This window comes from Paraburkholderia sp. SIMBA_030, assembly GCF_046535245.1.
In the GTDB taxonomy this organism is placed as follows: Bacteria; Pseudomonadota; Gammaproteobacteria; order Burkholderiales; family Burkholderiaceae; genus Paraburkholderia.
The window spans coordinates 13,498-36,576 of record NZ_JAWRXB010000023.1; the positions used below are offsets into that span (position 1 = coordinate 13,498).

A 23,079-nucleotide genomic window follows, 5' to 3' on the forward strand; every position below is an offset into this window, starting at 1 on the left:
TCACTTTTTCCTGGGAAGCGCCAAACCATGACCATCGACTCACTTCCGCTCGACGAAAAGAACGTTGCAGCCCTCTCGGGCGTATCTACGGCCACGCTTACGACGGTCCTGCTCAAGCATGGTCTTCGCAACGTGTGGCTTCGCGGCACACGACCGATAGCGGAAGGTCAGCCGCGGCTCGTCGGCCGTGCATTCACACTCCGTTTCGTGCCGGCCCGGGAAGACCTTGCGACCCCCGCTTCGTGGGGCTCGCCCATTTCAACCCGTGCGGCGATTGAAGCGATGCCAGGTGGCTGTATTGCCGTAGTGGGCGCGCTGGGCGTAACCGATGCGGGAATCTTCGGCGACATTCTCTGCGCACGGATGCACAAGCGCGGAGTCGCAGCGCTTGTCACGGACGGCGTGGTTCGGGATATTGCGGGCGTGCTGAATACCGGCCTTCCTGTATGGTGTCAGGGTACCGCATCACCACCCTCAGTGGCCGGCCTGACGTTTGTCGGCTGGCAGGAACCTATCGACTGTGGCGGCGTCGCGGTATTTCCAAACGACGTAATCGTGGTCGACCGGGATGGCGCTGTGCTTATTCCGGCCGCGCTTCTTGACGAGGTTGTTGTCGCGTCGGTTGAACAGGAGCGACTGGAAAACTGGATCATGAGCGAGGTCGCAAACGGCGCTGCTTTGCCAGGCCTCTATCCGCCGAATGAGGTAAACCGGACTCGCTATGAAGCGGCGAATCGTTCCTTGGGTGGTGCGTCGAAGGTAGATGTGTGACCGCGGATCTGTTGCAGTAAGGCGCTCCGTTATGATGTGCGGAACGACGCGAACAACTGAAAGCTCGATGAAGACGTTGAATCCGGCAGTGGCCCGAGTGCTCAAACGCCTGCATTATCCACTCGACGTAATTCTGACCTGCGTGTGTTGGTACGTGGCCTATCCGCTGAGCCTGCGGCACCTCGAAGACATGATGGCTGAGCGCGGCGTTTCGGTCGATCATTCGACTGGGCACCGCTGGGCCGTCAAGCTGTTGCGATCTCGCCCGCCCCTCGATTCTTACCGCGACAAAGCCATCCTGCTCGAGACGCTTGGACATCCGCTCGGCTTTTGGACAAGTCTGGTCGGGCCGCAGAACCAGTTCACCCACCTGTGGGGTATGACGATCTGGCAGACTACGAGCGACGATGCCTTGCACGCGATACGCATCCGGATTTCCCGGCCTATCTCAAGGCATCGGGTCATCTGATCACGGCACAGGAGACACGGCTCATTCGTGCCGCCGCGCTGGATAGTGTCGCAGAATAAGCCGATGCTCGAGAGTTTTGCTGTTAGTCGACAGGCGAGCGTCGGATCGCGCCGGTCTTTGGTTGCCACAGAGATTGGAACGATAGTGTGTCGGATGCGGTGAGCAGGCGAACAAGCATTGCGGGTCCGTGTCGGCGAGGAGCCCGCTAATGGGTGTCGACGATCTGGGCAGCACAGTCGACCGTCTCTTCTTGGGCGGTTTCTGCCTGGCTCAACCAAGCCATGCATAGGCCTGCGCCACCGACTTTGCGAACCAGTGCGCGGCCCCCATATCGTTCTGTTCAACGCTATCCCCGCGCATTCGTCGTCCTGATTCTCGTTTTTGCAACGTTTTAGGCGCTCGCGACAATGTCGCTGATGAACACCCCCTCACGCGCCCACAGCAATAGAAACGCATTGTTGGAGCGTCGAAGTCGACCGGTTTGGCACCGCCGCTTTCGCTCAGGAGCGTTACAGGATTGAAACCGTTTGTGCCGGCGTGGAGCGTTGGAGAAACCGCCGCCGCATCTGCCTCAAATGCTCGCCTTGGGAAATCAGGGATGGCCCGCTAATTGCCTCGGCATGTTACAGACCATCAAGACGCTGCATCAAGCAAATTCAATACCGCAGCACAAGCACTAAAAAGGCAATACGCGAACCGGGGGAAAACTATGTCCATACACGCCGACTGCCGTCATGGCGGTTCAGCTATCCGTTTCTTATCGCCGGCGTCAGACCGCAGACGCAACAAACCCGTTCGACGACGCTCCGGATGAACGCGTCGCCAGGTCGGCAACATGTCATTCGCATTTCCCGCAGGACGGGAAACGAAAATACGTCCTGCGTCCTCAACGTGATCCTTGTCATTTAGTCTCTCGCATCACGCGCGACGATCGAAAGGCAACAACCGCGAGCGCTATCAGCGCGGCGTGATCGCAGTCGACATTGGCGAGGATGGTGTGACGCGCTAGGGGTATCAGGATAGTGCTGCGCAGGGTTGCGTTATTTCGAGCGCGCGCCCCTCACCGGTGGCGAATGAACGGTTGGCTTCTATCCTGCAATCAATTGCAACGGGGGAAAACGATGGAATTCTTACTTGGCTTGGGCGTGGGGGGATCCTTTGGCGCGTGCTTTGGTGTGCTGGTCGCAGCAATGCTTCGAGCAAGCAAGGACGACGCCTTGGAGGCACGGTTCACGGAGCCCGACGGAGCAGCGCAGCGCGGGCCAGCAGAGTCGCCGGAGGACAGCCGAATCCTGTGCTGAGCACAGGCATGAGGCTAGTCATTCTGAAACGGCAACGTCAGCCTGGACTGTCACATGGCGGTGACCGCGCGGATGTGATGGAGGACGTTCGGAGGTCGGCCGGCGAGTAGTCGATCGCATTCGACCGCAGTACGATCGTCTTCACTCAGATTGTGCTTCGGTCGCTGGCCGTTCTGACCACGCCAGCCGCATAGACAACAAAGTGGTCGCGGGCTCCCTCGCCAGCGTTATCTCAGCGGCGTAACCCTGCGAGCAACCCCTGGAGTGCGTTTGCGAGGTGCTGGACCGCCTCGGGTTCGGGAATGGGTATCTTCAGGTAGGTCTTACCGGATTGGCGGTCGGTTTCTAGCCATGTCGGTGTCTGCGTACCGGCCGTCCCAGATTGATTAGCGGCAAGGCTTTCGACCAATTTCAGGCCGGCATCGAGCAGCGGCGCCCAGGGGTTGGCCAGAGCACCAGGCGCGTGCTCTGCGCCGGCTGCGGCCTGTGGTGCAGCTGAGAGCAGCAGAACGTCGTTTTCTTCGGCGCCGCTCGCATGGGGTCCGCCTGCGGGTTCCTGCCGTCGTGGCGCTTCTTGGTCTTGCGGGCATGCGCTCGTCGGTGGCTCTTCGGGTGCTTCGGCTTCGCCCACCGCCGCGGTAACCTGCTCGACGCTCTCCATGAATTTCGATAGCCGCGTGCCATGCAGGAAGATTTCGCTCTCGCCGCCGTCGAGGACCCCCCCGAAGAGCGATTTCTTGAAGGCGAGCACCGACAGCATGCCCTCCTCGATAGTACCTTGGGCGACGAAGTTCACCACCTGCACGCCACGGGTCTGGCCCAGTCGGTGTACGCGGCCGATGCGCTGTTCGAGCACGGCCGGATTCCAAGGCAGGTCCATGTTGACAACGGTCGCCGCGGCATGCTGCAGATTAAGGCCGACGCCGCCTGCGTCCGTAGACAGGAAAACGCGGCAATCTGGATCGTTATGGAAGCGATCCACCAGCGCACCGCGCTTGTCGCCCGGCACACCACCATGGAACAGGACATGGCCCCAGCCACGGGCGTCCAGGCGACGGATGACGAGTTCGAGAGTGCGCACCCACTGGCTGAATACCACCACCTTGGCGTCAGGCTGCTCGAACAAATCTTCCATGAGCGTCACCAACTCATCGGCCTTCGCGCCGTCGTCGGTCTCCCGGTCCAGCAGGTATGAGCTGTTACACGCCATGCGCATATTTTGCAAACAACAAGTCAGCCGGCGTTGATCGGCTTCGGACAAATAGCCGGTGCGTCGCCAGCGCTTGACGATGCGCGCGACGATGTCGCCGTTTTCATCATGAAGCGTGCGTTGCAAAGGCGTCATCGCAACGAATAGCGTGTTGTCCACCCGCGGCGGCAGTTGTTCCAGTACCTCGGTCTTACGCCGACGCAGCATGATCTCGGACAGGGCCGCGCCCACCTTGTCCAGTGCCTTGTAACCGATGACGCGACCGTGGTCGTCGCGCTGCTGGTGCTCGTGCAGTAAGCGCCAGGTCGGGCCCAGCCGATGCTGGTCGACGAACTGGACGATCGAGATCAGTTCCTCGAGTCGGTTTTCCAGTGGCGTGCCCGTGAGGACCACGGCATAGGGACTGGCGATGCGCTTTAGGGCCCGGGCGGCCGCCGTGTTCCAGTTCTTGATGCGCTGGGCCTCGTCGACGATGACCACATCGGGCGCCCAGGCCTGAATCAGATCCATATCGCGCGCCAGCGTTTCGTAGTTGGCGATTTTGCAGAAACTGTCGTTTCGGTACATCGCTTGGCGCGCCGGGCGCAAGCCGCCGATGACCTCGGACGAACGATCGGTGAAGCGGCTGAATTCGCGCTGCCACTGATGCTTGAGCGAGGTGGGGCAGACCACCAGTATCCGCTCGGCACCGAAATGCCGAGCAAAAAGTTCGACGGCGCCGATTGCCTGAATGGTCTTGCCGAGACCCATTTCATCACCGATCAGCGCGCGGCCAGCGCGGGCGGCAAACAACGCGCCTTGGATCTGATAGGGATACAGGGGAACCTTCAGCAAATTCGCCAGTTGCGGGGTGTCGGCGCCTCGCGGGTAGGCGTCGGCCAGGACGAACTGGCGAGCTTTCGCATCGCGGATTTCGGCGACGAAGGCGAGGGCATCATCGTAGCAGCGCACTTCATGACCGAGTCTGGCGGCCGCGGCGACGAAGGTTTCAAGATCCGCATAGCGTTGCAGCGCGAGGCGCCAACCGTTTGCCGGCTCAAACAAGGTGGCCGCCTGCTTCTGCAAACGGCGCGGGCAGTCAAGGCCGCTACGCCAGCGAACGCTGCGTTGGCCGGCGTAATCGAGGAATATCTCGCTATAGGATGGCTGGAAGCCACGCTTTAACGCAGCGTTTCCACCTCGTTTTGCAGCGAGGCGGCCGAGCGTGAATTCGATATGTTTGCAGGTGCCGAGGTCGTTCGTGGCGAAATCGGGACACGAACAATAACTTTCGCCCGGGTGGGCGCCGCGTATGGCGACCCGGTAGCGCCCCCCGCTTGCCGGATTGGTCACGGCGAATTCCGAGAACACTGGATCGTTGCCCAAATTTTCCAGCAGGAAAGTCTGTTCTCGGCCAAACTGGCGGCGCAACTGGGTCTGCCACTCCTCAACCGAAAGTGCCTCGGGGCGACGTTGCCGGGAAAGTCGCGGTTCAGCACTCGTCTTGCGTGTAGCCGGTTTCCGGGCGCTGGCGCGGCCCGAGGCGTCCTTGGCGGTCGGCATGCAGTTCCTTGGCGGAAACGGAAAAGACGAACTTTAGCATTGGTCCGTGGCCACGCTGACTCGCTCCGCGATAAGTCGCCTCCTTTCCGCGTGCACGTCCTGATGAAACGCGCAATGCTGCATATGGAGCAGAGACCATCCGGGATCAAATGCGCCATCGGCGTCTCCACTGCTCTCCTGTCCGACGTCGGCTCCTTGTGTTCGTCCCGCCTGAATGACAGCGAGGCGCGCGGTGTCTGGTCGAATGCGCGGTACGCCGGCGTGACAGCCCCAGCCCCAGCGACCAAACCGACGCTTCTTTAGAAATGACAATTAATTGGTTCGGGTTCGGCCACGTCTCTTTCATAGTGTCTCCTGATGGCTGTAGGCGCCTGCCTGCGCGAAGCGGCACGACCTGAACCTTCCGCGAATCACAGCCAACACCGGAACATATCGTCATGACGAAGCAGATTCTGCTGAACGCGTTCAACATGAATTGCGTGGGCCATATCAATCACGGATTGTGGACGCATCCGCGCGATCGGTCGGTGGACTACAAGACGCTGTCGTACTGGACCGATCTCGCGAAGCTGCTCGAGCGCGGTTTATTCGATGGCCTGTTCATCGCGGATATCGTCGGCGTGTACGACGTATATCAGCAATCGGTCGAACTGCCGCTGAAGGAGTCGATCCAGTTGCCGGTCAACGATCCCTTGCTGACCGTGCCGGCGATGGCCGCCGTCACGCAGCATCTCGGCTTCGGCGTGACTGTCAACCTGACTTATGAATTGCCGTATCTGCTCGCGCGCCGCTTCTCCACGCTCGATCATCTGAGCGGCGGCCGGGTCGGCTGGAACGTCGTCACCGGTTACCTCGAAAGCGCGGCCCGGGCGATGGGACTCGGCCAGCAGATCGCGCATGACGAGCGCTACGATCGCGCCGACGAATTCCTCGAAGTCGCCTATAAGCTGTGGGAAGGCAGTTGGGAGGAGGGCGCGGTGCGAGCCGACCGCGAGGCCCGCATCTATGCGGATCCAGCCAAGGTGCATCGGATAGAGCATCGCGGGCAGTACTACAACGTCGACGGTTATCACCTGTCCGAGCCGTCCCCGCAACGCACGCCAGTCATTTTTCAGGCGGGCTCGTCGGGGCGCGGTCAGCAGTTCGCGGCGCGCCATGCGGAGTGCGTGTTCGTTTCGCAGCAGAGGCCGGCCGCGCTGAAGCAACTGGTGGCCGACGTGCGCGCCGCAGTACGCAACGAAGGACGCAATCCCGAGGACATCAAGTTCTTCATGGGTCTGTCCGTCATCGTCGCACCGACCGAAGAAGAAGCGCGTGAAAAGTACGCTGAATACGTGCGCTACGCGAGCCCGGAAGCAGGTCTTGTGCACTATGCCAGTTCGAGCGGCATCGATTTTTCTCGCTACGCGCCGGACGAGCCGATTCGCTACGCAAAAAACAACGCAATCGAATCGGTGATGAAGAATCTCACCGGCGCGGGCAAGGAGCGCACTGTCGCGCAGATTCTGCACGAAGAACTGCAATTAGGCGGCCGCTATCCGGTGATTGTCGGCACTCCTACGCAGGTTGCCGGTGAGCTGATCGGGTGGATCGAGCAAACCGATATCGACGGTTTTAACCTGGCACGGACCGTCACGCCGGAATGCTATAGCGACTTCATCGATCTGGTGATTCCCGAGTTGCAGGAACGCGGTGCGTACAAGACCGCCTACGCCGAAGGCACGTTGCGCGAAAAACTGTTCGGCAGCGGGCGAGCGCATCTGTCGGACGAGCATGTCGGTGCGGCTTTGAGGCGGGGCTTGCCGGTTTGATGGAGACACACAGAACAACAAACAGCACACCTCACCCACACCCAAGCGAAATATACCGTTCAAGATGATGATCCTCATCCCCAAGCTGATGATCGATCATCACCAACCGTTTGGCATAGTGGGCAAGCGGCAACTCCCACGTCATACCGATACCGCCATGCAACTGAATACACTCTTCGGCAACCAGCCTGCCAATCCGCCCAATACTAAATTTGGCCGCAGAAAGCGCCCGCTCCCGCACCTTGCGCTCAGCCGCGAGCCCTGCAGCGGCATTGATCACCGCTGAGCGCGCCTGTTCGATCTCGAGCAGCAGATCAGCCATCCGATGTTGCAACGCCTGGAAGCTTCCGATCGGTACACCGAACTGCTTACGGGTACGCAGATACTCGAGCGTGTACTCCTTGGCGACATCCATCGCGCCGACGGCTTCGGAACACAACGCCAGCACGCCGCAGCCAATGCCGTATTCGAGCGTCGCAAAGCCTTCGCCGGCCACGCCGAGCAACGCGTCATCATCGAGCACGACATTGTCGAACATGACTTCAGCCGCGCGTCCTCCGTCGATCTTGCCGTAGCCGCGCACGCTCACGCCTGCTGCATCGCGAGGCACGAGAAACAGCGTGACGCCGTCTTCGGCGTCGTCCGCGCCGTGGGTGCGCGCGGAGACCAGATACGACCCGGCACGCTCGCCGTGCTGAACCACGGCTTTCGCGCCGTTCAGCTGCCATGCTTCGCCGCTGCGCGCCGCACGGGTCGTCACGCGTGACAGTTCATAGTGACTATCAGGCTCGCCATGCGCGAGTGCGACGATCCGCGAGCCGTCGATCAACGCGGCAAGCGCAGCTTTCTGCGTATCGTTGCCGCTGCGTACGATGGCCTGGCCGACGATCAGCGTGTCGAGAAACGGCTCGACCACGAGGCCACGGCCGAGGCTCTCGAACACCACGGCGATATCGAAACCGCCGCCGCCAAAACCGCTATGCGCTTCATCGAACAACGCACCGATAATGCCAAGTTCTGCGAAGCGATTCCACAGTTCGGTACTGAATCCTTCCGCCGAGCGCGCGATCTTGTCGCGCGTCTCGAAACCGTATTGGTCGCTGACGAAGCGATCAAGCGTATCCGCCAGCATGCGGCGGTCTTCGGTGTGCTGGAAATTCATGAGGTGCGCCCCTTACAATCCCAGAATCATTTTGGAAATGATGTTCTTCTGGATTTCGTTGGAGCCGCCGAAGATCGACAGCTTGCGGTTATTGAAGTAGAGCGAAGCGGCGCTGGCGGCCTCGTCGGGGCCGACGGGCGTGCCCGCGAAACCGTCGTGCAATGCTTCCTCGATGAAGGGTTGCGCGTACGGTCCCATCGCTCGTCGCGTAAGCGACGAGATCTCCTGGCGAATCTCGGTGCCGCGAATCTTCAGCATCGAACTCTCCGCGCCCGGCACGCCGCCGCCGGCCACCGCCGCGATCACGCGCAGGTTGGTGGTCTTCATGTTCTCCAGATCGATCTCGACGCGCGCCATGCGGGCCGCGAACTGCGGGTCTTCCGCAAGCGGCCGGCCGTGGCGCAACTGCTTCGCGGCGATCTTGCGCAGTCGATTGAACGCGGCGACCGAGAAGCCGACGCCCGCGATATTGGTACGCTCGTACGTGAGCAGGTACTTGGCGTAAGTCCAGCCCTTGTTCTCTTCGCCGACGAGGTTCTCAACCGGCACGCGCACGTCGGTGAAGAACACCTCGTTGACTTCGTGCTCGCCGTCGAGCGTGATGATCGGCCGCACGTCGACGCCAGGCGTATTCATGTCGATCAGCAGGAAGCTGATGCCTTCCTGCTTGCGCACGTCGGTGGCGCTGCGCACCAGGCAGAAGATCATGTTCGCGTAGTGGCCGAGCGTGGTCCACGTCTTCTGGCCGTTGACGATGTAGTGCTCGCCTTGCGCATCGGCGCCGCGCACGGCGGTGGTCTTGACCGAGGCGAGATCGGAGCCGGCACCGGGTTCCGAGTAGCCCTGGCACCACCAGTCGGAGCCGTCGAGAATGCGCGGCAGCCAGTAGCGCTTTTGCGCCTCGTTGCCGTATTTGATCAGCACCGGCCCGAGCATGTTGACGCCGAACGGCACGACGCGCGGCGCGCCCGCCAGCGCGCATTCGTTCTCGAAGATGAATTTCTGCACCGCATTCCAACCCGGGCCGCCGTACTCTTTCGGCCAGTGATTGGCGAGCCAGCCTTGCGCGTTGAGGATCGCGTGCCATTCGGCCATGTCGGCGCGCGTCAGGCGGCGGCCGCCGTGCACCTTGTCGGCGAGACGCCGCGGGCGTTTGTCGCGCAGGAAGCCGAGTACTTCAGCGCGGAAGGCTTCTTCTTCAGGGGTCAAGTTCAGATCCATAGCGGTTTCTTCCGTAGATATCGAACGGACAGACGGCGAGCGCGTCGCGCCCTGTCGATGTGCTGTCAACGACGCGCCGTCTTGACAAGCCGTCTCAAACTGTCTGATTGAGGCTCGCGAAATCGGCGCCGCGTTCGACCAGTTCCACGAGCAACGGCGACGGTTGCCAGAACAGCGGGTCTTCTTTGGCGAACTCGCGGATGTCGGCGAGGATCGTCGGTAGACCCACCATGTCCGCGTATTTCATCGGGCCGCCGCGATAACGCGGAAAACCGTAGCCGTACAGGAAAGTGACGTCCACGTCGAGCGGCCGTAGCGCGATGCCTTCATGCACGACGTTGGCGCCTTCGTTGATCATCGCGGCCATATAGCGGCGCATGATTTCTTCGTCGGTGAAGCTGCGCGGCGTGACGCCGGTGCGTTTGCGTTCGGCGTCGATGATCGCTTCGACTTCAGGATCGGGCATGCCGCCGCGTGAACCTTCGGCATACAGATAAAAACCGCGGCCGGTCTTCTGACCGAACCAGCCGCGTTCGCACAGACGGTCGGCGATCTGCACGTAGCGAGCATCAGGATTGCGGGTGGCGGCGCGGCGCTTGCGCGTGGCCCAACCGATGTCGCCGCCCGCCAGATCGACCACCTGAAACGGTCCCATCGGGAAGCCGAAGTCGCGCACGGCCTGGTCGATCTGATAGGGCGACGCACCGTCTTCCATCATCGCGTCGGCGGCGGCACGATACACGGCGAGCACGCGGTTGCCGATGAATCCGTCGCACACGCCCGCGCGCACCGGCGTCTTGCGCAGCCTTTTCGCGAGTTCGAACGCGGTGGCGACCACGTCCGCGCTGACTTGTCCCGGCACGACCACTTCCAGCAGCTTCATGATGTTGGCGGGGGAGAAAAAGTGCAGACCGATCACGTCCGCGGGACGCGAGATGCTGGCGGCGAGCGCGTCGATGTCGAGGTACGACGTGTTCGTTGCAAGCACAGCACCGGCTTTGCAAACGCGGTCGAGTTCGGCGAACACGGCCTGTTTGACCGACATGTCTTCGAAGACGGCTTCGATCGCCAGATCGGCGTCGGCGAGCGCGTCGTATGAAGTGCTGCCGCTCCAGCGCGTCATCACGTCCGCTTTCGCCGCGGCATTCATACGACCTTTGGCAATCAGACCGTCGTAGACTTTTTCGATGTGCGCGCGGCCACGCGCTAGCGACGCGTCGTCGCGTTCGATCATCGTCACCGGCAAGCCGGCGTCGAGTACCGCGACCGCGATGCCCGCGCCCATCGTGCCGCCGCCCACCACGCCGATCTTGCCGAGTGCGCGCGGTTTCGCGTCGCGGGTTTCCGGTGCCTTGAGCACTTCGCGTTCGGCAAAGAACGCGTGGATCAGCCCCGCGCGTTGCGGGCTGTCGATGCACTGCAGAAAGAGTTGGCGTTCAAGGCGCAGGCCGGCTTCGAAAGGCTGTTCGATGGCGGCTTCGATCGCGTCGACGATTTTCATCGGTGAGAACAGGCCGCGCGACTTCTTTGCCGTTTCCGCACGTGCCGTGGCAATTGCGGCGAGGCTGGCGGCGCGGTCCGTCAGCGCGTTGGCGTCTCGCGTGCGTCGTACCGGCGCGTGCGCGGCCAGCAGTTCGTGCGCATAGGCGAGCCCCTCGGCGAGGATGTCGCCGCCGCTGCCGAGGCGGTCGATCAGACCCAGCGCGTGCGCTTCTTTCGCGCCGATGTGCCGGCCGCTCAAAATCAGATCGAGCGCGGCCTGTGCGCCCACCAGACGCGGCGTGCGTTGCGTGCCGCCCGCGCCGGGCAGCAGACCGAGTTGCACTTCCGGCAAACCGAGCTTCGCGCCTTCGACGGCGAGCCGATAGTGGGCTGCCAGCGCCACCTCCAGGCCGCCGCCGAGCGCGGCGCCGTGAATCGCCGCCACGACCGGCTTGCTGCATGCTTCGATCCTGTTGCACACGTCCGGCAGCGAGGGCGGAACCGGCGGCTTGCCGAACTCGCGAATATCCGCGCCGGCGATGAAGTTGCGGCCGGCGCCGACGATCAGCACCGCCTCGACGGCCTGGTCGGCATCCGCTGCTTCAATCGCGGCGAGCAGGCCGCGCCGCACATCGGTGCTGAGGGCATTGACCGGCGCGTGGTCGATCGTCACCAGCAGCACCTTGCCGCGCATTGCGCGCGTCACGACGTCGGCCGAAGGGTTGAGGGTCATGACCTTGTCTCCTGACGGTTATCCGGACATACCGGTCTGGCGAATTCTCTGATTGTCCTGATTGTCGGTTGGACAAGGTTTATTGACAATTACATGGGTCGTTGACAGACTGTCAAAATTATTTTGACAAAGGCATCGTCATGGACGTCAATTCGTTGACCTTGCTGGTGGACATCCTCGACGCGGGCAATCTCAGTGAAGCCGCGCGCCGTCTGAAGATGAGCCGCGCGAACGTGAGTTACCACCTGAACCAGCTCGAACGCTCGATCGGACTGCAACTGGTGAGGCGCACCACGCGGCGGGTCGAGCCGACTGAAATCGGTCTGCAGTTGTACGAGCACGGCCGCACGATTCAGAACGCGCTGCTGGCTGCGCGCGAATCGGTGACTACGCTCGGGCAAAGCTTGCAGGGGCGGGTGCGGTTGAGCGTGCCGAGCGGTTATGGGCAACTGGTGATGTCGGACTGGTTGATTGCGTTCAAGCGTCTTTATCCGGGCATCGTGCTGGATGTGATGTTCGAGAATCGCGTCGAGGATTTGATGCGCGACGAGGTCGATATCGCGGTAAGGGTGATGTCGGAGCCGCCGCAGAATCTGGTCGCGCGGGATATGGGGTCGGTGAGTTATGTCGCTTGTGCTTCGCCGGCTTTTGCTCAGAGCCATGGCATGCCGGAGAAGCTTGACGAACTGCGGACCGCGCCGCTGATCACCGCGGCAGTGGTCGGAAGGCAGTTGCGCGTGGCCGCCTATCTGCGCGATGAGCGGCACGAGGTGCTGCTGGAGCCTGCGATTATTTCGGAGAATTTTTTGTTTTTACGGCAGGCTGTGCTTGCTGGTCTCGGTGTGGGGCTCGTGCCCGATTATGTGGTGCAGGAGGATTTGCGGCGTGGTGATGTGGTGACTGCACTCGATGAGTGGCGGCTTAGTATCTTTGGCACGCATATGTACATGCTGTATATGCCGAATCGGCATCACACTCGGGCAGCGTCCACGTTCATCGAGTTCGTGCTCGAGCAGGCGAGGGGGAGCGGGAGAGGAGGACTGCTTGAGCCGCAGTGAAGGAGTTCTTTTGTTTGCCTGCGCGGCGCTCATGTCTGTGTGCCTGCGGTGTTGGCCTTTCCTTGAATTGATATTGGTTTATTAGCGTTCCCCCTGTGCGGGGGCACCTACTTTTCTTTGCCGGCCGCAAAGAAAAGTAGGCAAAAGAAAGCGGCTTCACACCGCTAACCCTTAAGCGGGTCCCCTGGCTTGGAGGCGGCAGTGGAGCATCTGGAATCTGTGCCCTCGCGCATTCCATGCTGGTGACAAGGCCGTCATTCTTCCGGCGGCGCTGCGCGCGCCGAAGGGTACTTCCAAAACCGTTGGGTGTTCTGGGACAGTCTGGTTTCCCCGACTGCACCGGGTGCGTCGCGCACAGGTATGCTTGGGCGACTAGCGGGGCTTTCGGCGGGCCAGTTCGAGGTAATACTTCAGAACACTTCAGAACTTTCGGGGAGGTGGGGGCGATGAAATTGATGATCGGATTTCTAGCGATGCTCGCACTAGCCGTCGTCGTTGTGCTGGTCTCCCGCCTACCCAGCGAAGACGCCATTCGGCTCGCCGGCTATGCGGTTACCGCCGCGTTCGCGGCTCTCGTCGGATTGCTCATTCGGTGGCGCGCCGGTCGGGCCCAACGGAATAAGCGCGCAGGGTGAACGAGCAGGCTGCCATCGACGCCCTACAGTCGGCATATCGCATATCCTTCGGCGCAACAGTGGCGTGCCAGGTGACATGTGCGACAGTTCCCGCATGCTACGATGCTCCGCACTTTGCGCAGAACATCGGAGACATAGATGAGTCCAGAAAGCGCCGCCCAGTTCGATCAACAGTTCGCACCTCGTATTGCCGAGGCGATCGCGGCCTGTTTCGCCACGACCGTGCACACCGAGGTGCTGCCTTATCGCGGGCATGGACACCCGACGCGCGTGCGCATTCACGCCGCACCGCTCGAAGGCCCGCGCCGCTATCCTCATCCGCTGGACCTGTACTTGACCTGGGATAGCGACGAGATCGAACGGCTGATGGGGGCGGGAGGGCAGGCGCGCTTCGCCGGCTATCTGGCGGCGCTGCCGCACAAGCTCGAAGCATGGCGCCACGCGCGCGAACTGGATTTTCTCTCGCATACGCAGGCTGAAGCCGTGGCGTTGATCGGCGGACTCGACTTCGAGTCGTAAGCGCCGTGCGAGCAACACACGGCGCTCGAGCCTTTATGCACTTACTCTCTTAGACCGCCGCGCCGAGCCGGAAGAAGCTCACGCTCTGCACCAGACCCGCCGCTTTGCCCTGCACCGCGTCAGCCGCCGCGGCGGCTTGCTCGACGAGTGCCGCATTGCTCTGCGTTACCTGGTCCATCTGCGTGAGCGCATCGTTGACTTCGGCAATGCCGGCCGCCTGATCGACGCTGGCAGTCGCAATGGCCTCGACGATGCGCGTCACGCTGCCGGCGCTTTCTACCACGCCGTCCATCGTGTGGCTCGCGTGGTTGATCAGTTGCGTGCCGGCGTCGATCGTCGCAACCGACTCGCGAATCAGCGCCTTGATTTCGCGCGCGGCATCGGCCGAACGTTGCGCGAGACTGCGCACTTCGCTCGCGACCACCGCGAAGCCGCGCCCCTGGGAGCCGGCACGAGCGGCTTCAACCGCTGCGTTGAGCGCCAGAATATTGGTCTGCGCGGCGATCGCCTCGACCACGGCGATGATATCGACGATGCGTTTGGAGGCGGCGTCGATCTGTCCCATCGTGCGCACCGCGTCGGTCATCACCGCGCCACCGTCACGGGCCGCTTGCGCGGCGGTCCGGGCGAGCGTGGTGGCTTCATGGGCGTTGCTGGCGTTGCGCTGGACCGAGCCGGTGAAATGCTGCATCGACGCGGCGGTTTCTTCGAGCGAGGCTGCCTGCTGTTCGGTGCGCGCCGACAAGTCGAGGTTGCCCGCGGCGATCTCCTGCGTCGCCGACGAAATCGTGGTCGCGCCTTCGCGGATTTCGCTGACGATATGGCGCAAGCGCTGGTTCATTTCGTTGAGGGCGACGAGCAGTTGACCGGTTTCATCGCGGCTCACGACGCTCACATCGGCGCGCAGATCGCCCGCGGCGACCGCTTGCGCGACGCCCACCGCCTGCCTGACCGGCACCGTGATGCTGCGGCTCAGGAACCAGATCGCGAACGTGCCCACGCCGAGCGCGCCGAGCACGACGGTCAACAACAGCACACAGGCCAGCGTGTACGACTGCTCGGCGGCGGCGCTCGTGCGCACGCTGGAGTCTTGCGCTTGCTGCATCACCGAGGCGACGATCTCGTCGATGGCGGCGGTCGGCGCGCGATCGATACCTTTGACCAGGCCGTCGACGGTATGCGCGCTGCCCGGGTCGGCCGCGTCATAGTGCGCGAGCGCGTCGAGGTAGCGGTCTTGCAACGAAGCGTGGGTGGCGAGCGCCTTGTCGACGCCGTCGAGGTTCACGCCCAATGCGCCCAACTGATCCTTGAGCCGCAGCAGCGCGGCGTGCGTCGTGCCGCTTTCCTTGTTGAAGGCGTCACGGTATTTGGCGAACGCAGCCGGATCCGCGCCGCGCAGCAACAGGTCCTTCCACTCCTGCACCTGCTTCTTGAACTCGACCTGCGCGACGCGTGCGGTGTCGGCAGCCTGCGCGTACTGGCTGAGCGTTTGCGCCGACTGGATCTGCAATGTGTGCGTGTTCGACAGCGCATGCCAGCCTTCCAGACCTACCACGATCGTTGCGGCAAGCAGCACCGCGCCGAGCAACGCCAACTTGATGGCGATCTTCAGATTTCTATAAAACGACACAGAGATTCCTTTGGCTTGCGCTCAATTCAGCTTGAATTGCGTCACCGCGCTCGCGAGACTTAGCGATGCGACGACGTAGTTGAGAACCGCGTTGGCCGCGGGCGCGACCACAACGATGGCGACGCACAGGGCGACGATGCGCGCGCGAATGGAGGAGAACATGTCGGGAGTTTTTCGGAGTAAGCGATGAGCCGGAGTCGGCGAGGCGGGGGCCTCACTTGAGACGTATACGGCGGCGCCGGGCCGAACTTGAGCGCACGACGCTTACCGCGGCTGACAAACGCCGCGTAAGCCGCGCGTGGTGGCGTGCCGCGTTGCTGCAAGATTTTTCACCCGATGCGGCGTCTTCAATGAATGCCGAAACAGCACATGCACAGGGGCATGCATGGAGCGGGACAAGCGCTGTATTCGTCTGACGATAAGGTTGCCAGACGCTAGCGTTGGATCGTCTTACATCACCGGCGAATGCAGATGATGCGGATGGTCGAGCGTTTCGCCCACGATGCGCAGCGCCTCTTCGCACTCGTCGCGCGTCTTCGAGCCGCCGAGACACACGCGCATGGCGTTGGGCGGATTGCCATCGGTGGAAAACGCCGCGCCCGCGACCGCGGCAATGCCCTGATTGCGCAGTTGCAACGCGAGTTCGGAAGCGCTCCAACCGCTTTCGACCGGCACCGGCAACCAGAGATGAAAGCCGTCTGGATGCGCTTCGTAAGGCCATGCTTCGAGCATGCGCGAAGCAATCGCCTGGCGTGCGCGCGATTCGTTGCGGATCGCGTTGAGCATATCCAGCGCGGTGCCGTCGGCGAGCCATTGCGTCGCGAGCGTGACGGTGAATGGGCTCGCCATCACCGTCGTCGCACGCAACGCACCGGCCAGACGCTGCGTCCGGCGCGGTGTCGGCGCATGCAGATGCGCAACCCGCAAACCGGCGCCGAGACTCTTCGATAAACCCGTTACGTAGTACGTGAGTTCGGGCGCGAAGCTCGCGAGCGCATCGGGTGCGCTCTGCGGCAGCATCGCGTAGGCGTCGTCTTCGATGATCGGGACGCTGTAGCGCAACGCGACATCGGCGAGCGCTTCGCGGCGTTTATGCGTGAGCGTCAGCGTGCTTGGGTTTTGCAGTGTCGGATTGCAATAGAACGCGCTCGGCTTGTCGGTCTTGCAGAGCGCTTCGAATGCATGCGCGAGCGGGCCTTCGTCGTCGCGCGGCAAGGCTTGCAGGCGCACACCGAGTTGCGCGGCGATTGCCTTGATGCCGGGATAGGCGAGCGTGTCGAGGCAGATCGTGGCGCCGGGCCGTGCGAGCTGCGAGACGAGCGCCACCAGCGCGCTGTGGATGCCGGGGCACACCAGCACGTTCTGCGCATCGCAATGCGGCACGCGCCGCTTCAGCCATTCGGCGCCGGCGTCCTTGTCGGCGGGCGAGCCGCCGAAGTCCTGATAGCGCAGCAACTGATACGGATCGCTGTCGGTCATCAGTTTCGCTGCCGAGTCGCGCAAACGCGCGGCATAGTCGGGCGGTTCGGGCGGCGTATTCATCGACATCTCGATGCTGCTTCCGCCGGTCAGCGGCAAGGTGGCCGTGCGGCCGCGCACGAAAGTGCCACTGCCGGCGCGCGAGTCGAGCAGGCCGCGCTTTCTCGCTTCGGCATACGCGCGCGCCACGGTGGTGTAGTTCAGCGCGAGTTCCAGCGCGAGATCGCGCAAACCCGGCAGACGGTCGCGCGGACGCAGACGGCCGGTGGCGAGATCTTCTTCGATCAGATCGGGAATCGCGAGGTAAGCCGGTTTGCGGATATCGGCGAGGCGTTTGATCCAATGGTGTGTCGGGCTGTTCATTTTCGGCTTCGGCTGGAGGTCGATAAAAGTGATCGCATGTCGAGGCGATCAATGATCGGATTGATCGTCCGTGGTGAATGGGTGCACCACGCCGACACGTTCGCCCCGGAAAACCGCACCCGGCTGGTGCGATGGCGCGGTGCAGGCGTCGTTGCTCGCGACGCCTCGGCTCTATGCAAGCTTCGCGCCAAAAAAATTTTCGAGTCGCACTTCGAATCGAGGCGGAATTGATTGCCGATTGATCGCATTGGCGTGGCCGATCAATGGCACGGGCGTTGCATCAGGAGAAGCGCGCACAGCTTGAATGGCGCGTCATCCTTTACTTAGCAAACCTGATCGGAGAGTGTCATGCCAGCCGTCAACAAACCGCTGCATCAGAAAGGCGATTACCTTGTCGACTACGAAGAGAAAGTCTTCGAAGACGTGAAGGCCGAGCCCGGCGAGAAGGCGCTCGTCACGTTTCACACGGTCGCCTTCGAAGGCTCGATCGGCTTCGTCAATCTGTTGCAGGCCACGCGTTTGCAACGCAAGGGCTTCGAGACTTCAGTGCTGCTGTATGGGCCGGGCGTCACACTCGGTCTGCAACGCGGCTTTCCGACGCTCGGCGACGAAGCGTTTCCCGGCCATCTGAACTTCAACAAGCAGTTGATGAAGTTCATGGAAGAGGGCGGCAAGGTGTACGCATGCCGCTTCGCGCTGCAAGCGTTGTACGGGCACGGCGAGGCGTCGCTGATCGAAGGGATCCGGCCGATCAGTCCGCTCGACGTGCTCGACATCCAGCTTCTTCATCGCAAGGACAACGCGCTGATCATCCACACGTGGACGGTTTGACGAGAGGCGGGTGACCACTATGTCCGACCAACGCATCGTGCGTGCCGCCGCGGTCCAGATCGCACCGGACTTCGAACGCAGCGGCGGCACCCTCGACAAGGTGTGCGAGGCCATCGAGCAGGCGGCGCGCGAAGGCGTGCAACTGATCGTCTTCCCCGAGACCTTCGTGCCGTACTACCCGTACTTCTCTTTTGTGCGGCCGCCGGTCGCCTCCGGCGCCGATCACATGAAGCTTTATGAGGAAGCCGTGATCGTGCCGGGTCCGGTGACGCAAGCGGTGGCCGAACGGGCGCGTTTGCACCGGATGGTGGTCGTGCTCGGTGTCAACGAGCGCGATCACGGCAGCCTCTACAACACGCAACTGATTTTCGATGTGGATGGCCAGCTGCTGCTCAAGCGCCGCAAGATCACGCCGACATTTCATGAACGGATGATCTGGGGCCAGGGCGACGCAGCCGGTTTGCAAGTGGCGCACACGGCGGTGGCGCGCGTCGGCGCGCTGGCCTGCTGGGAGCATTACAACCCGCTCGCCCGCTATGCATTGATGACGCAGCACGAAGAGATTCATTGCAGCCAGTTTCCCGGTTCGCTGGTGGGGCCGATCTTCGCCGAGCAGATCGAGGTGACGATCCGGCATCACGCGTTGGAGTCGGGCTGCTTCGTGGTCAATGCAACGGGCTGGCTCAGCGAAGCGCAGATCGCGTCGGTCACGGCAGACCCGAATCTGCAAAAGGCGCTGCGCGGCGGCTGCAATACCGCGATCGTTTCGCCGGAGGGGCAGCATCTGGCCGAACCGCTGCGCGAAGGCGAGGGCATGGTGATTGCCGATCTCGACATGAGCCTGATCACCAAGCGCAAACGCATGATGGATTCGGTCGGCCATTACGCGCGGCCCGAATTGCTGAGCCTTGCGATCAACCGGCGGCCTGCGGAAACCGTGGCGCCGATGCCGTCGTGGACCGCTGCTTCGAACACCGATTTCAACTCAACCGTGGGATGGCGCGATGAACTCCAGCGAGACGCTGTCGGCAGCGAGCCGGCAATTGATGACTGAATTGCAGTCGGCGGGTTTGCGGCTGGCCGCGCCGGATGCGGGCGCCGCGAGCCGGCGCGGCGGCGCCGGGCCGTCGGATCACAAAGCGGTGACGGTGGACGGCGTGACGATCATGGTGCCGGTGCATACCAGTACCGCCTGGCACTCGCCGTTCGTCGCGCAGACGCCGGACGCGAATGGTTCGAGCGCGTTGCTACGCGGCACGATCCCGATTGCCAACATCAACTTTACAAAAGCACCGCGCTTTTACGGCATGCAGACGCTCGACGGCGTGCCGTATTCGCACATCGCCGCGCTGCATGGCGCGGACGTGCTCGCCACCACGGTGCTGCAAACCTGCATCCGCTACGAGAGCCGTCGCAAGAGCTGCAAGTTCTGCGCGATCGGTCAATCGTTGGCGGCGGGACGCACGATCGCGCGCAAAACGCCGGAGCAACTGGCCGAGGTGGCGCGTGCGGCGGTGCTGCTCGATGGCGTCAAGCATATGGTGCTGACCACCGGCACGCCCCCCACGCCCGATCGCGGCGCGCGGATCCTCTGCGAAAGCGCCTTTGCGATCAAGGCCGCGGTCGATCTGCCGATCCAGGCGCAATGCGAGCCGCCCGACGACGACCGCTGGTTCGCGCGCATGAAGGCGAGCGGCATCGATACGCTGGGCATGCATCTCGAAGTGGTGACGCCCGCGCTGCGCGAACGTGTCATGCCAGGCAAAGCGAGCGTGCCGCTGTCGCGCTACATGGAAGCGTTCAAGGCCGCGGTTGCCGTGTTCGGACGTGGACAGGTCAGCACGTACATCCTCGCGGGGCTGGGCGATAGCGCGGCGGCGATCCTTGCGATGTCACGCGAGCTGATCGAACTCGGCGTGTATCCGTTCGTGGTGCCGTTCGTGCCGATCAGCGGTACGCCGCTCGAAGACCATCCGGCGCCGACACCGGAATTTATGAAAGCGGTCTTGCAACCGCTCGGCGCGATGCTCAACGCCGCCGCGATGCGCTCGAGCGATATCAAGGCGGGCTGCGGCAAATGCGGTGCGTGTTCGTCGCTGTCATCGTACGAGGAGTGATCATGTTCGGCGAAGCGATTGCGGGCGTTGCAGTGGCTGGCGAGGTCATTGCCACGCCGTATGCGCCCAGCGAATTCCGCATCAAGTGGACCACGCTGGATTGGGAAGCCGACGAAGCGTACAAGCTGCGGCGCGCGGTGTTCTGCATCGAGCAGGGCATTTTCGTCGGCGACGATCGCGACGACAAAGATGAACATGCGCAACAACTGGTGGCCGTGAGTTGCGTGGCCGGCATGCCGGAGCAGGTGGTCGGCACCGTGCGGATTCATCGCGACGAAGGCAGCGTGTGGTTTGGCTCGCGGCTCGCGGTGCACGCCGCCTTTCGCCGCCACGGCAAGATTGGCGCGACGCTGATTCGTCTCGCCGTGAGCAGCGCGCACGCGCTTGGCTGTGAGACTTTTCTCGCGCACGTGCAGAGCCAGAATGTGCCGTTGTTTCGCGCAATGCATTGGGACGTGCTCGCTGAAGAAATGTTGCTCGGGCGCCCGCACCATCTGATGCAGGCGCAACTGGCCTGGTATCCGCCTTGTACCGCGCCATGCAGCGGTTTTGTTACGCATGCACACGCTTCGGCGCGGAGTGCGGCATGAGCGTGGCCGATCTTGTCGCCAGCTTGCGCGCGAGCCGAGGGTTTCTGCACAAGACCGATATCGTCGATGTCGTCAGCTCGCTGGCGCGGCGTTTGCCCGGCGGCACCCGCGATCTTGCGCAGGCGGTCGCGCTCGGCGACGATTGCGCGGCGCTCGCCGATGGCGACGGCTATTTGCTGTTCGCGATCGAAGGCATGGTCAGCGATTTCGTGAGCGCGATGCCGTGGTTCGCAGGCTACAGCAGCGTGATGGTCAACGTCAGCGATATCTATGCGATGGGCGGCCGGCCGTTGGCGGTGGTCGATGCGCTATGGAGTCAGGGAATCGAGCCGGCGCATGAGGTTCTTGCCGGCATGGCGGCGGCTTCGGTTGCCTATGGCGTGCCGATTGTCGGCGGTCATACGAATACGCGCAGCGATGCGGCGCAACTGGCGGTGTCGATTGTGGGGCGCGCGAAAGCGTTGCTGTCGAGCTTCAACGCGAAACCGGGCGACCGCCTGATGATGGCGGTCGATTTGCGCGGTCGTTTCGAAGAACCCTATCCGTTCTGGAATGCGTCGGTGGATGCGCCGGGTGAGCGTTTAAGGGCCGATCTCGAACGCTTGCCGCAGTTGGCGGAAAGCGGGCTATGCGACGCCGCGAAGGATATCAGCATGGCCGGCACGCTCGGCACCGCGTTGATGTTGCTCGAGTGCTCGCAAGTCGGCGCTCGGATCGATCTCGACCGTATTCCGAAACCCGCCGACGTGCCGTTGGAACGCTGGGTCACCGCGTTTCCCAGCTTCGGCTATTTGCTGTCAGTGCGCTCGGAACACGTCGAAGCGGTGCAGGCGCTATTCGACTCGCGCTCGCTGGCCTGTGCGGTGATCGGCTCGATCGATGCGACGCGGCAGGCGGTCGTGCACCAGCGCGATGACGCAGCGATGTTGTGGGACTTCAATCGCGAACCGTTCATCGTCGCGAATGGCGGTGCGCGATGAACATTTTGCGTATCGCCTTGCTGACGCATTCAGTCAACCCGCGCGGCGGGGTGGTGCATACGCTTGAACTGGCGACGGCGCTTACCGCGCTCGGGCATGACGTCACCGTGTTCGCCCCGGCCGTGCCGGGTGAAACGCTATTTCGTTTGCCGCCATGCCACGTGATTTATGCGCCGATCACGCTTTCACAGGCCAATACGGTGGCCATGATGGAAGCGCGGATTCATGCATTCAGGCATGCATTGATCGAGCACGACGCGGCGTCGTTCGATGTGCTGCATGCGCAGGACAGCATCAGCGGCAACGCGCTCGCCGAACTCAAGGCGCAAGGGCGCATTCACGGCTTCATGCGCACGGCGCACCATCTCGATCATTTCGACGATCCGCGTTTGGCTGCGTGGCAGCGGCGCGCGTATCAGGACGCGGACCAGGTGCTTTGCGTGAGCGAGATGTGGACGCGCGACATGCATTTGAGCCACGGCATCGATGCGATGACGGTGCCGAATGGCGTCGACGTGGCACGCTTCACGCCCCGCGCGGATACGCACGATGTGCAACTGAAGCAGCGCTTCGGCATCGACGGTGGTCCGATCGTGCTGTCGGTCGGCGGTATCGAAGCACGCAAGAACACGCTGGCTTTGCTCGAAGCATTTGCTTCCGTGCGTCGTACGTTGCCGCAGGCGCAACTCGTGATCGCCGGCGGCGCAAGCCTGCTCGACCATGACGTATACACCCGCCGTCTGCTTCAGCGAGCGACGGAACTGGGGCTGTCTGTCGGTCCGAATGAAAGTGTGGTGGTCACCGGGCCGCTCGAAGACGCCGTCATGCCCGCGCTGTTTCGCAGCGCCGATGTGTTGTCGATGGTGTCGTTGCGCGAGGGCTTCGGCCTCGTCGTGCTGGAAGCGCTTGCGAGCGGCGCGCCGGTTGTGGCGTCGGCGATCGCACCGTTCACCGAATACCTCGACGGCACCACCTGCTGCTGGGCCGTGCCGACTGAGATCGAGTCGATCGCGTCGGCGTTGCTGCGCGCGCTGGCTGGAGGTGACGTCGATTTCGAGCACGCCGTGCCGGCCTTGCTCGCGCGCTTCAGCTGGCCGGCGAGCGCGCGGCGTCACGTCGACGCATACCGCCGCTTCCTCGCGAAGCGCGCGCTGGTTTTTCATTGATTGGGGATT

At 62.7% G+C, this 23,079-nt stretch carries 18 protein-coding genes and 2 pseudogenes; 13 read left to right on the plus strand and 7 right to left on the minus strand.

The window, feature by feature from the left end:
- Positions 1-27: 27 nt before the first annotated feature.
- From SB772_RS31810 to SB772_RS31820, 3 genes and pseudogenes are all read left to right on the plus strand, one after another.
- Positions 28-771, plus strand: coding sequence for a ribonuclease activity regulator RraA (locus tag SB772_RS31810; RefSeq protein ID WP_410837116.1), 744 nt, complete (start codon positions 28-30; stop codon positions 769-771).
- Between the two features lie 67 nt (positions 772-838).
- A pseudogene (locus SB772_RS31815) lies at positions 839-1,027 on the plus strand (IS6 family transposase); the annotation flags it as partial.
- Between the two features lie 39 nt (positions 1,028-1,066).
- Positions 1,067-1,299, plus strand: a pseudogene (locus SB772_RS31820) (NIPSNAP family protein); the annotation flags it as partial.
- A 1,474-nt stretch (positions 1,300-2,773) separates the two neighbouring features.
- Here the strand turns inward: SB772_RS31820 and SB772_RS31825 are convergent.
- Positions 2,774-5,293 (minus strand): DEAD/DEAH box helicase, encoded by a 2,520-nt coding sequence (locus tag SB772_RS31825; protein WP_410837117.1) that lies wholly within the window; start codon positions 5,291-5,293, stop codon positions 2,774-2,776.
- Between the two features lie 437 nt (positions 5,294-5,730).
- Here SB772_RS31825 and SB772_RS31830 point away from each other — a divergent pair, with 437 nt between their 5' ends.
- Complete coding sequence (locus SB772_RS31830; protein ID WP_410837118.1) at positions 5,731-7,104, plus strand: LLM class flavin-dependent oxidoreductase; 1,374 nt, start codon at positions 5,731-5,733, stop codon at positions 7,102-7,104.
- 31 nt (positions 7,105-7,135) lie between these two features.
- Here the strand turns inward: SB772_RS31830 and SB772_RS31835 are convergent, their stop codons facing one another.
- The 3 genes from SB772_RS31835 to SB772_RS31845 all read right to left on the minus strand — a co-directional run bounded on the left by SB772_RS31835 (position 7,136) and on the right by SB772_RS31845 (position 11,702).
- On the minus strand, positions 7,136-8,266 hold the full coding sequence (locus tag SB772_RS31835; RefSeq protein WP_410837119.1) for an acyl-CoA dehydrogenase family protein: 1,131 nt from the start codon (positions 8,264-8,266) through the stop codon (positions 7,136-7,138).
- A gap of 12 nt (positions 8,267-8,278) precedes the next feature.
- The gene (locus tag SB772_RS31840; RefSeq protein WP_410837120.1) at positions 8,279-9,487 is read right to left on the minus strand and encodes an acyl-CoA dehydrogenase family protein; all 1,209 of its coding nucleotides are present in this window, start codon (positions 9,485-9,487) and stop codon (positions 8,279-8,281) included.
- Between the two features lie 94 nt (positions 9,488-9,581).
- Positions 9,582-11,702, minus strand: coding sequence for a 3-hydroxyacyl-CoA dehydrogenase NAD-binding domain-containing protein (locus SB772_RS31845; protein ID WP_410837121.1), 2,121 nt, complete (start codon positions 11,700-11,702; stop codon positions 9,582-9,584).
- A gap of 140 nt (positions 11,703-11,842) precedes the next feature.
- Here SB772_RS31845 and SB772_RS31850 point away from each other — a divergent pair, with 140 nt between their 5' ends.
- Entirely contained in the window at positions 11,843-12,760 is a 918-nt protein-coding gene (locus SB772_RS31850; RefSeq protein ID WP_410837122.1) for a LysR family transcriptional regulator, read from the plus strand.
- A gap of 773 nt (positions 12,761-13,533) precedes the next feature.
- Positions 13,534-13,914 carry a DUF5594 family protein gene (locus SB772_RS31855; protein ID WP_410837123.1) on the plus strand — a complete coding sequence of 127 codons (381 nt, stop codon included), beginning with the start codon at positions 13,534-13,536 and terminating at the stop codon, positions 13,912-13,914.
- A gap of 49 nt (positions 13,915-13,963) precedes the next feature.
- Here SB772_RS31855 and SB772_RS31860 read toward each other — a convergent pair whose 3' ends face one another.
- The 3 genes from SB772_RS31860 to SB772_RS31870 form a co-directional block, all read right to left on the minus strand.
- On the minus strand, positions 13,964-15,544 hold the full coding sequence (locus SB772_RS31860) for a methyl-accepting chemotaxis protein (protein ID WP_410837124.1): 1,581 nt from the start codon (positions 15,542-15,544) through the stop codon (positions 13,964-13,966).
- A 21-nt stretch (positions 15,545-15,565) separates the two neighbouring features.
- Entirely contained in the window at positions 15,566-15,706 is a 141-nt protein-coding gene (locus SB772_RS31865; RefSeq protein ID WP_410837225.1) for a hypothetical protein, read from the minus strand.
- A gap of 288 nt (positions 15,707-15,994) precedes the next feature.
- Positions 15,995-17,386, minus strand: a complete 1,392-nt coding sequence (locus SB772_RS31870; protein WP_410837125.1) for a PLP-dependent aminotransferase family protein — start codon at positions 17,384-17,386, stop codon at positions 15,995-15,997.
- A gap of 51 nt (positions 17,387-17,437) precedes the next feature.
- Between SB772_RS31870 and SB772_RS31875 the strand changes: the two genes are divergently transcribed.
- The 7 genes from SB772_RS31875 (at position 17,438) to SB772_RS31905 (ending at position 23,070) form a co-directional block, all read left to right on the plus strand.
- Positions 17,438-17,617, plus strand: a complete 180-nt coding sequence (locus tag SB772_RS31875) for a hypothetical protein (RefSeq protein ID WP_410837126.1) — start codon at positions 17,438-17,440, stop codon at positions 17,615-17,617.
- Between the two features lie 117 nt (positions 17,618-17,734).
- Positions 17,735-18,217 (plus strand): MSMEG_0572/Sll0783 family nitrogen starvation response protein, encoded by a 483-nt coding sequence (locus tag SB772_RS31880; RefSeq protein WP_054040483.1) that lies wholly within the window; start codon positions 17,735-17,737, stop codon positions 18,215-18,217.
- 19 nt (positions 18,218-18,236) lie between these two features.
- On the plus strand, positions 18,237-19,271 hold the full coding sequence (locus SB772_RS31885; protein WP_410837127.1) for a Nit6803 family nitrilase: 1,035 nt from the start codon (positions 18,237-18,239) through the stop codon (positions 19,269-19,271).
- Complete coding sequence (locus SB772_RS31890; RefSeq protein WP_410837128.1) at positions 19,222-20,334, plus strand: MSMEG_0568 family radical SAM protein; 1,113 nt, start codon at positions 19,222-19,224, stop codon at positions 20,332-20,334. Before SB772_RS31885 ends, SB772_RS31890 begins: the two co-directional genes overlap by 50 nt.
- A 2-nt stretch (positions 20,335-20,336) precedes the next feature.
- A complete protein-coding gene (locus SB772_RS31895) occupies positions 20,337-20,924 on the plus strand; it encodes an MSMEG_0567/Sll0786 family nitrogen starvation N-acetyltransferase (protein WP_410837129.1) in 588 nt (195 codons plus the stop codon).
- Positions 20,921-21,904, plus strand: a complete 984-nt coding sequence (locus SB772_RS31900) for a sll0787 family AIR synthase-like protein (RefSeq protein ID WP_410837130.1) — start codon at positions 20,921-20,923, stop codon at positions 21,902-21,904. The genes SB772_RS31895 and SB772_RS31900 overlap by 4 nt, the downstream gene beginning before the upstream one ends.
- Complete coding sequence (locus SB772_RS31905) at positions 21,901-23,070, plus strand: MSMEG_0565 family glycosyltransferase (protein ID WP_410837131.1); 1,170 nt, start codon at positions 21,901-21,903, stop codon at positions 23,068-23,070. The genes SB772_RS31900 and SB772_RS31905 overlap by 4 nt, the downstream gene beginning before the upstream one ends.
- Positions 23,071-23,079 lie beyond the last annotated feature (9 nt).

Coding starts and splice junctions, on each gene's coding strand:
- SB772_RS31875 (WP_410837126.1), top strand. CDS start 17,438: ATGATCGGATTGATCGTCCGTGGTGAATGGGTGCACCACGCCGACACG.
- SB772_RS31845 (WP_410837121.1), bottom strand. CDS start 11,702: ATGACCCTCAACCCTTCGGCCGACGTCGTGACGCGCGCAATGCGCGGC.
- SB772_RS31865 (WP_410837225.1), bottom strand. CDS start 15,706: ATGTTCTCCTCCATTCGCGCGCGCATCGTCGCCCTGTGCGTCGCCATC.
- SB772_RS31830 (WP_410837118.1), top strand. CDS start 5,731: ATGACGAAGCAGATTCTGCTGAACGCGTTCAACATGAATTGCGTGGGC.
- SB772_RS31855 (WP_410837123.1), top strand. CDS start 13,534: ATGAGTCCAGAAAGCGCCGCCCAGTTCGATCAACAGTTCGCACCTCGT.
- SB772_RS31905 (WP_410837131.1), top strand. CDS start 21,901: ATGAACATTTTGCGTATCGCCTTGCTGACGCATTCAGTCAACCCGCGC.
- SB772_RS31810 (WP_410837116.1), top strand. CDS start 28: ATGACCATCGACTCACTTCCGCTCGACGAAAAGAACGTTGCAGCCCTC.
- SB772_RS31885 (WP_410837127.1), top strand. CDS start 18,237: ATGTCCGACCAACGCATCGTGCGTGCCGCCGCGGTCCAGATCGCACCG.
- SB772_RS31825 (WP_410837117.1), bottom strand. CDS start 5,293: ATGCCGACCGCCAAGGACGCCTCGGGCCGCGCCAGCGCCCGGAAACCG.
- SB772_RS31870 (WP_410837125.1), bottom strand. CDS start 17,386: ATGAACAGCCCGACACACCATTGGATCAAACGCCTCGCCGATATCCGC.
- SB772_RS31890 (WP_410837128.1), top strand. CDS start 19,222: ATGAACTCCAGCGAGACGCTGTCGGCAGCGAGCCGGCAATTGATGACT.
- SB772_RS31900 (WP_410837130.1), top strand. CDS start 20,921: ATGAGCGTGGCCGATCTTGTCGCCAGCTTGCGCGCGAGCCGAGGGTTT.
- SB772_RS31840 (WP_410837120.1), bottom strand. CDS start 9,487: ATGGATCTGAACTTGACCCCTGAAGAAGAAGCCTTCCGCGCTGAAGTA.
- SB772_RS31850 (WP_410837122.1), top strand. CDS start 11,843: ATGGACGTCAATTCGTTGACCTTGCTGGTGGACATCCTCGACGCGGGC.
- SB772_RS31895 (WP_410837129.1), top strand. CDS start 20,337: ATGTTCGGCGAAGCGATTGCGGGCGTTGCAGTGGCTGGCGAGGTCATT.
- SB772_RS31880 (WP_054040483.1), top strand. CDS start 17,735: ATGCCAGCCGTCAACAAACCGCTGCATCAGAAAGGCGATTACCTTGTC.
- SB772_RS31835 (WP_410837119.1), bottom strand. CDS start 8,266: ATGAATTTCCAGCACACCGAAGACCGCCGCATGCTGGCGGATACGCTT.